This window comes from Nitrospinota bacterium (genome assembly GCA_027619975.1).
Taxonomy (GTDB): domain Bacteria; phylum Nitrospinota; class Nitrospinia; order Nitrospinales; family VA-1; genus JADFGI01.
Genome location: JAQCGX010000027.1, coordinates 40,764 through 48,421, shown reverse-complemented (window position 1 = coordinate 48,421; position 7,658 = coordinate 40,764). Strand labels below are relative to the sequence as shown.

The window sequence follows — 7,658 nt, the reverse complement described above, 5'->3', positions numbered from 1 at the left end:
TTAATTTAAGAAAACCAGTAGCACAGGCGACCTATCCTTAAAGTCAATGCGGAAGTGCGGAATTTAATTCCGCCTTTCCAGGCTGTGCCACTTAAAAGCAAAAACCTGCAAAACTTAACTTGCTGACGGATTTTTCTCTTTTTCAGCAACCTGTTAGTCCCTAATTGTTCTCCCCGCTTAGCGGGTTTTTTTTATGATCCTACTTTCCAACGACGATGGGTTTAACGCGCCAGGCCTTCAGGCCCTGAGGGCGGAAATCGCTAAAATTTCCGATGTGGTGGTGGTTGCGCCCGAGACGGAGCAAAGCGCTGTCGGGCATGCCATTACTTTGTCCAGCCCTCTGAAAACCCGGAAAGTGACGGAAAACGGAAAACTCGTCGGCTATGCAGTCAATGGGACACCTGCAGACTGTATTAAAATAGCGGTCACCGTTCTACTCGATGAACCGCCGGAGCTGGTGATATCGGGAATCAATCTGGGAGGCAATCTGGGAACGTGCGCCATCTATTCCGGTACGGTCTCGGCGGCCACGGAAGCGGCGCTCATGGGTATTCCGGCAATAGCGGTTTCGCTCAACACATTTGTAGAACCCGATTTCATCCCTGCTGCAGAATTTGTCCGGAAACTTGTTCCTCTATTGCTGAAAAAGGGGTTGCCGACAGGCATTTCCTTGAATATCAACGTTCCCGCAGTGCCCAGAAATGAGATTGCAGGGGTGGCCATCACCCGCCAGGGAAAGTCGAGAGTCATAGAAACTTTCGACAAACGGGTGGACCCGCGCAACAACACCTACTACTGGTTGGCGGGAGAAATGCGGCTCAATGAAGTGGATGAAGGGACTGATTGCGTCATGGTCTCAAGAAACCATATTTCCATCACCCCGATACATTCTGACCTCACCCATTATCAGAGCCTTGAAGGACTCAAGGACTGGAAGATTTCTTTTTAAAAAAATCACAAAAAAATCCAACCGCCTTATAAAAAGGCGATTGGATTTTTGTTAAAATTTCGTGTCTGAAAGAGTGCGGTAAAGCCTGTGAGCTTTAAGCGACTCCAGATGCTTCCTCTTTGAGAGCTTCCTTACGGCTGAGCTTAACCTTTCCCTGAGAGTCGACGTCGATCACTTTGACCTTGATCTCATCGCCTTCCTGAATCTCATCCGTCACGCTCTTAATTCGCCGGTCGCAAATCTGAGATATGTGCACCAGGCCATCGGTGCCAGGGAGAATCTCCACAAAAGCCCCAAAATCAACGATCTTCTTGACCTTGCCGAGGTATATTTTTCCTACCTCAACTTCCTGGATCAGGCTATTGACGATATCAATGGCCGCCTGCGACGCCTTCTTGTCGGTGGAGGCGATGGATACGATGCCGTCATCGTTGATATCGATAGTGACGCCGGTTTTCTCGATGATTCCTCGAATCACCTTGCCCCCTGCGCCAATGATATCGCGGATTTTATCCTTGGGAACCTTGATGGTCACAATGCGCGGTGCATACACCGACATCTCTTCTCTGGAAGCCGAGAGGGCTTTATCCATTTCCCCTAATATGTGCAAGCGACCTTCCTTGGCCTGTGCCAAGGCCCGGCCCATGAGTTCCTTGTCCAGCCCGCCGATTTTAATATCCATTTGCAAAGCGGTGATTCCATCTTTTGTCCCGGCAACCTTGAAATCCATATCACCCAGGTGATCTTCTGATCCGAGGATATCGGAAAGAATCGCGGAGCGGTCGCCTTCCTTAATCAGACCCATAGCGATTCCCGCTACAGGTGCCTTGATGGGAACACCTGCATCCATCAGGGAGAGGGAACCTCCGCAGACCGATGCCATTGAGGAAGATCCGTTGGACTCCAGAATCTCGGAAACGATGCGAATGGTGTAAGGGAAATCCTCTTTGGAAGGCAAAATGGGGATCAGCGAACGTTCCGCTAACATGCCATGCCCGATTTCCCGTCTGCCGGGACCTGCCATGAATTTGACTTCGCCTGTACAGAAAGCGGGGAAGTTGTAATGTAGCAGAAATCGTTTCGTCCCCTTAAACTCGAGACTGTCCATTCGCTGTTCATCCACGGATGTACCGAGTGTGGTGCTGACGAGCGCCTGGGTTTCACCACGGGTGAATACGGACGACCCGTGAGCTCGTGGAATATAACCGGTTTGAATGGTGATGGGACGAATATCTGAAAGTCCACGGCCATCCACACGATAGCTTTTGTCGAGAATCAGAGTCCGTACGACCTCTTTTTCGATATCGTGAAAAAGATTGCCAAGAATGCCTTTTAAGTCCCCGCAGCCTTCAGGGTTGAGCTCGGTTTCCAGAGTCGCACGCAAGTCCTTGACCGCATCAGTGCGTTCTTTTTTTCCGGAAATATCCATTGCAGATACCAGTTTGTCGCGAACCAGGTCGATGGCTTTCTTTTGGAGTTCTTCACAGATCTCTGCTTTTTCAACTTTGGCTTTTTCTTTACTGATCAGGCCATGCAATTGTCTCTGAATATCGATGATTTTTTTAATCCGCTCGTGCCCGAATTCAAGAGCATCCATCATGATATCTTCGCTCAATTCGTTGGCGCCTGCTTCCACCATGACGATTCCATCCGACGTGCCCGCCATTACCAGGTTGAGATCGCTTTTCGCGGTTTCCTCGTAGGTTGGGTTGAACACGAAATTCCCATCGATACGACCAACACGCGCACCGGCTATGGGGTTATTAAAGGGAATGTCTGAAATGAGAAGCGCTGCGGATGCGCCGGTTAAGGCGACGACATCGGCGGGGTTTTCCTGGTCGTGAGAAATGACCATGCAGATGACTTGTGTTTCATTCATAAACCCATCATCGAACAAGGGCCGGATAGGGCGGTCAATCAATCGACAAGTGAGGGTTTCCAGTTCGCCCGGACGGGCTTCTCTCTTGAAAAAACTTCCAGGGATTTTTCCTGCGGCGTAAGTTTTTTCTCTGAAATCAACCGTCAGAGGAAAAAAGTCGATGCCTTCTCTCGGTTTGCTGGCCATGGTGGCCGCTACCAGAACCATTGTGTCTCCCAGCCGGGCAATCACTGTACCGCCGGCCTGCCTTGCCAGATCACCGGCCTCCAGGCTTATTTTTTTTCCATCAATTTCTATTTCTACTTTTTCCATTAATTTTTCTCCAATACTCTGGTTATCGTCTGATGCCTAATTGCGCAATGATAGTTTGATATCGTTTACTGTCTTCTTCATTGAGATGATCGAGCAATTTACGCCGTTGGCTGACGAGCTTTAATAAACCCCTTCGAGAATGATGATCTTTCCCGTGGGTTTTAAAATGTTCCGTGAGATCCGTGATACGCTTGGTCAGAAGAGCGATTTGCACTTCCGAAGATCCGGTATCGGTCTCATGTAGTTTGTAATCGGTAATAATTGTTGTTTTCTGTTCCTTGTTTAAAGGCATGTTGCTGTTCTCCTGAAAGGGGCTGTCATGCCGAAAGATGATTGATAAATGTTTTAGCAGGAAAGCTCTGGGCTTTGCTGTGACTCTTGATGTTTTTTTCCGAGCTTCCCTGCGAAAACATTTCAACCTTCTTCCAGCGTTTTATATTGTTAAATTAAAACTCGTTTCAATCTAAAAGCCACTTCCCCTGGGGAAAGTTGGGCATAAGCGTCCTGATCGACAATAGGCTCGGCAATAGCAAGCAAATGATTGCTAACGTGGGAAACCCTTAAGTTCATTCCCGGCTGGAACCGATTGGGAATGGTCTCCAGGGAGGACTTTAGGGGCGCTATACCATTGGCGATGGAACTGACAAAATTCTCTTTAATGCGGATCTCCGGAAGAAAACTGAGGGCTTGCTCCACGGGAATCAGTTTACTGGAAAGACTTCCATCTTTAACCGCTGTTTCCAGTTCCTCCAGGGTGCAGGAGGTTTTAATGTCAAAATTTCCGACCTGATTTCTGACCAGTCGTCCCATATGAGCCTCACATCCCAGCTTTTGGCCGAAATCGTAGCAAATGGTTCGAATGTAAGTTCCAGCGGAACATTTTACTTCAAAAGTAACTCGATTTCCCTCCCTTTTCAAAAATTCAATAGAATGAATAGTGATGGAAGCCGGCTTTCTGTCGATAGTAATACCATTTCTAGCCAATTTGTAAAGTGGAATTCCTTTTTTCTTTTTAGCCGAAAACATGGGCGGAATTTGATTTTGCGCTCCCCAAAAGGTCTCGAGCGTGGCCCGGATATCTGCATCGGAAATATTTTCGGGATCTCCGGTCGCAGTCACCTTGCCAGTGGCATCCTGGGTGTCTGTGGACGTGCCCAGGACCATTTCGGCGGTGTAAACTTTTGGCAGTGACGATAAAAATTGAATGATCCGAGTCGATTTATTGATGCAAATGGGCAGTATACCTTCGGCCATAGGGTCTAATGTCCCAATGTGGCCGGCTTTTTTCACTCCTAGAATTTTTTTTACCGATTGCACCATACTGAAAGAAGACGGTCCCTGGTGCTTATATAAATTAACTATCTCATTCAAGATGGAGATCCCTGAGTAACTTTGAAATTTTATCCACATTGGCCTGGGTTTCATCGCGTATGAAGTCCAGTTGCGGGATGTATCTCAAATAAAGGTTCTTGCCCAGAGTCCTGCGAATATACCCCTTGGCACTTGTGAATGCATCCAGAGTGTCTTGCTTTTCCTGATCCGTACCCATTACGCTGACATAAACATTCGCATGCTTGAGATTGTCAGTGACATCCACCTGGGTGATGGTGGCAAACCCGATTCTGGGGTCTTTTAACCCATGTTGAATCATCTTGGAAATCTCTTCCAGTAGGAGTTCCTGGATTCTTTGGGAGCGTTTGAACCGCATATTACTGCATTTTCCAATTTCATTTGGGGTCCAGAGGACCGAGTTGAACCGTCTTGATCTGACAATCGGTCATCTCCGCCAAATGCATGTTATCTATTGACTCCACTACCTTGTTCATCAAACCATCCAGGTATTTGAAATCCGACCCCACCGCCACAATTCCAAGATGCAGGTTCTGCCAGACATCCTGATCTCCAATTTCGGCGATGGAAATATTAAACTTGTTTTTGACCCGGTCCTTGATCGACTTCGTGATCCGCCGCTTCTCTTTTAAGGAATTGTTTCCATGTAGAAAAAATTTTAGCGAACAACAGCCGACTAACATGAGACCACTCGTTAAAAATCAACTAAACAGTTATCTCTTCCAAGGTGAAAGGTTCAACGATATCCCCTTGTTTCATATCCTGAAATTTATCGAAGCACAATCCACATTCGTATCCGGAGGGGACTTCCTTGACATCTTCCTTAAACCTTCTAAGGGAGGAGATTTTCCCCGTGTAAACAACCACGCTGTCGCGGATGAGCCGGGCATCCAGGTTACGCTCCATTTTCCCGGAAACCACCTGACAACCAGCGATCGAGCCAATTTTGGGAACGGTGAATACCTGGCGGACTTCCGCCCGGCCAGTGATAATTTCCTTGAACTTGGGCTCAAGAAGGCCGTCCATGGCTTTTTTCATATCATCGATCGCGTCATAAATAATGCTGTACAACCGGATATCGACATTGTTTTTGGCCGCAAGCTGCGCCGCTTTATCGGTGGGGCGCACATTGAACCCGATGATGATGGCATTGGAAGCGCTGGAGAGCAACACATCCGACTCGGTGATTCCTCCCACAGCATCATGAATGATTTTGATTCTGACTTCATCGCCTTCGAGTTTTGAGAAGGCCTCTTTAACCGCTGGGATAGACCCCTGCACATCGGCCTTGATGATCAGATTGAGCTCTTTAATTTTTCCTTCGATGATCTGTTGATGCAGGTCGTCCATGGTAATGCGGGAGGATTGGGCCAGTATCGATTCTCTTTGATGTTGCTGTTTTAAACTACTGAGTTGCCGGGCTTTCTTTTCATCCTGCACCACCATGAACTGGTCACCGGGTTGAGGAACCTCGGGAAGCCCGACCACCTCGACAGGTGTGGAGGGCGGAGCTTTACTAATTTTCTGACCTTTGTCATTTATTAAGGCTCGAACTTTACCAAAATAACATCCAACGATAAACGGGTCGCCGATTTTCAGTGTTCCCTTTTGCACGATCAGCGTCGCCACAGGGCCTCGCCCTTTATCCAGCTTTGACTCAATAACCACGGCCCGGGCTTTTATTTTCGGGTTGGCCTTCAGATCCATGATTTCGGCCTGCAAAAGAATCATTTCCAGAAGGTGGTCTATTCCGGTTTTTGCCAAGGCGGAGACTTCGGTAAAAATTGTTTGTCCACCCCAGTCCTCGGGCAAAAGTCCCAGGTCCGCGAGTTGTTTTTTCACTTCTTCCGGCTTGGCGTCGGGTTTGTCGATCTTGTTGATCGCCACCAAAATAGGAACTCCCGCCGCGTTGGCATGGTCGATGGCTTCTTTGGTTTGTGGTTTGATGCCGTCGTCTGCGGCTACCACCAGAACGACGATATCCGTCACCTGCGCCCCACGGGCGCGCATGGCCGTGAAGGCTTCATGGCCGGGAGTGTCGAGAAATGTGATGGGTGAGTTTTTGATTCTTGCCTGATAGGCGCCTATGTGCTGGGTGATGCCGCCTGCTTCCTGTTGAGTAAGATTTGTTTTCCGAATGGCATCCAAAAGAGACGTTTTGCCGTGATCCACATGACCCATGATGGTCACGATGGGTCCCCTGTGAATGCGATCTGCTGCCAGGTCTTCCTCTTCCTCTTCAAAACCGGCTTCCGACTTGGGAGCGATTGCCTCGACTTCATACCCCCTTTTATCCGCAACTTTACTGGCAACATCAAAATCGAGACTTTGATTGATGGTGGTCATGATTCCGAGGCCCATCAATTCCATGATGATATCATTTGGGGCGCATTTCAGTTTGTCAGCCAGGTCCCTGATGTGGATATTGGGTGTGATTTGGACGGTCTCAAAGGTTTCCGCTTCGCCTTCAATTTTTTTAGGCGGAAGGGGTGCGGTGACTTCGTCAGGAGTGGCTCTCCCTTTTTTTGGAGGGGCTTTTCGTTCTTTGGATTTTGTTTTTTCCTTAACGGGTTTGGGTGCCGGTTGTGCCTTTTTTTCAGGTTCCCTGGCTTTTTCTTCCATCTTAACGATTTTTAAGCCAGTTTTTTTCGGCGCTTTTGCTAACTCAACTTTTTTGGCATCAAGCCTGGCTTTGAGTATTTCCGGGGTGAGAATTTCAGTAAGCTTTACTTTGTCCTTCTTTTCTTTTACAGCAGGTTCTTTTTCCGCTAAAGTGTCTTGTGCCTCGACAGCCGCTTTGACAGCAGTCTTTTTAGCTATTACAGGTTCGGGTTTTTTAGCGACAGCCACTGCTTTCGTTATGGTTTTTATTTTAGCCTTCGGGGCGGCTGCTTTTTTCGCGGCGGTTTTTATAGTGATCTTAGTTTTTGCCTTGACCTTTGCAGTGTTGGCTGTGGCAGCTTGGGGGTTGTACAACTCGCGGACATAATTCGCCGTCTCCTCATCAATGGAGCTCATATAATTTTTGACCGGAATATCTTTTTTATGCAAGGCATCAATAATCTGGTCGTTTTGAATATTGAGTTCCAATGCTAATTTATTTATGCGAATTTTTGCCAAGTAAAATCTCCTTCAAATCAAATACATTATAGTACTCGTAGAAAGCCT

At 47.7% G+C, this 7,658-nt stretch carries 7 protein-coding genes; 1 reads left to right on the top strand and 6 read right to left on the bottom strand.

The window, feature by feature from the left end; genetic code table 11:
• Window positions 1-193: 193 nt before the first annotated feature.
• The gene (surE, locus tag O3C58_10295) at window positions 194-949 is read left to right on the top strand and encodes a 5'/3'-nucleotidase SurE (protein MDA0692249.1); all 756 of its coding nucleotides are present in this window, start codon (window positions 194-196) and stop codon (window positions 947-949) included.
• A gap of 94 nt (window positions 950-1,043) precedes the next feature.
• On the opposite strand, the gene pnp is transcribed toward surE, so the two are convergent.
• The 6 genes from pnp to infB form a co-directional block, all read right to left on the bottom strand.
• On the bottom strand, window positions 1,044-3,140 hold the full coding sequence (pnp, locus tag O3C58_10290; protein ID MDA0692248.1) for a polyribonucleotide nucleotidyltransferase: 2,097 nt from the start codon (window positions 3,138-3,140) through the stop codon (window positions 1,044-1,046).
• Window positions 3,141-3,162: 22 nt separating this feature from the next.
• Window positions 3,163-3,432, bottom strand: a complete 270-nt coding sequence (rpsO, locus tag O3C58_10285) for a 30S ribosomal protein S15 (GenBank protein MDA0692247.1) — start codon at window positions 3,430-3,432, stop codon at window positions 3,163-3,165.
• Between the two features lie 149 nt (window positions 3,433-3,581).
• Window positions 3,582-4,460, bottom strand: a complete 879-nt coding sequence (truB, locus tag O3C58_10280) for a tRNA pseudouridine(55) synthase TruB (GenBank protein MDA0692246.1) — start codon at window positions 4,458-4,460, stop codon at window positions 3,582-3,584.
• Window positions 4,461-4,503: 43 nt separating this feature from the next.
• A complete protein-coding gene (rbfA, locus tag O3C58_10275; protein MDA0692245.1) occupies window positions 4,504-4,848 on the bottom strand; it encodes a 30S ribosome-binding factor RbfA in 345 nt (114 codons plus the stop codon).
• 19 nt (window positions 4,849-4,867) lie between these two features.
• Window positions 4,868-5,173, bottom strand: a complete 306-nt coding sequence (locus O3C58_10270; GenBank protein MDA0692244.1) for a DUF503 domain-containing protein — start codon at window positions 5,171-5,173, stop codon at window positions 4,868-4,870.
• 22 nt (window positions 5,174-5,195) lie between these two features.
• Window positions 5,196-7,610: a translation initiation factor IF-2 gene (gene infB / locus O3C58_10265; GenBank protein ID MDA0692243.1), complete on the bottom strand. Its 2,415-nt coding sequence runs from the start codon at window positions 7,608-7,610 to the stop codon at window positions 5,196-5,198.
• Window positions 7,611-7,658: the final 48 nt, after the last annotated feature.

Excerpts from the sequence above, each read along its gene's own strand:
- O3C58_10270 (MDA0692244.1), bottom strand. The coding sequence starts at position 5,173 with ATGTTAGTCGGCTGTTGTTCGCTAAAATTTTTTCTACATGGAAACAAT.
- rbfA (MDA0692245.1), bottom strand. The coding sequence starts at position 4,848 with ATGCGGTTCAAACGCTCCCAAAGAATCCAGGAACTCCTACTGGAAGAG.
- surE (MDA0692249.1), top strand. The coding sequence starts at position 194 with ATGATCCTACTTTCCAACGACGATGGGTTTAACGCGCCAGGCCTTCAG.
- truB (MDA0692246.1), bottom strand. The coding sequence starts at position 4,460 with ATGGTGCAATCGGTAAAAAAAATTCTAGGAGTGAAAAAAGCCGGCCAC.
- rpsO (MDA0692247.1), bottom strand. The coding sequence starts at position 3,432 with ATGCCTTTAAACAAGGAACAGAAAACAACAATTATTACCGATTACAAA.
- pnp (MDA0692248.1), bottom strand. The coding sequence starts at position 3,140 with ATGGAAAAAGTAGAAATAGAAATTGATGGAAAAAAAATAAGCCTGGAG.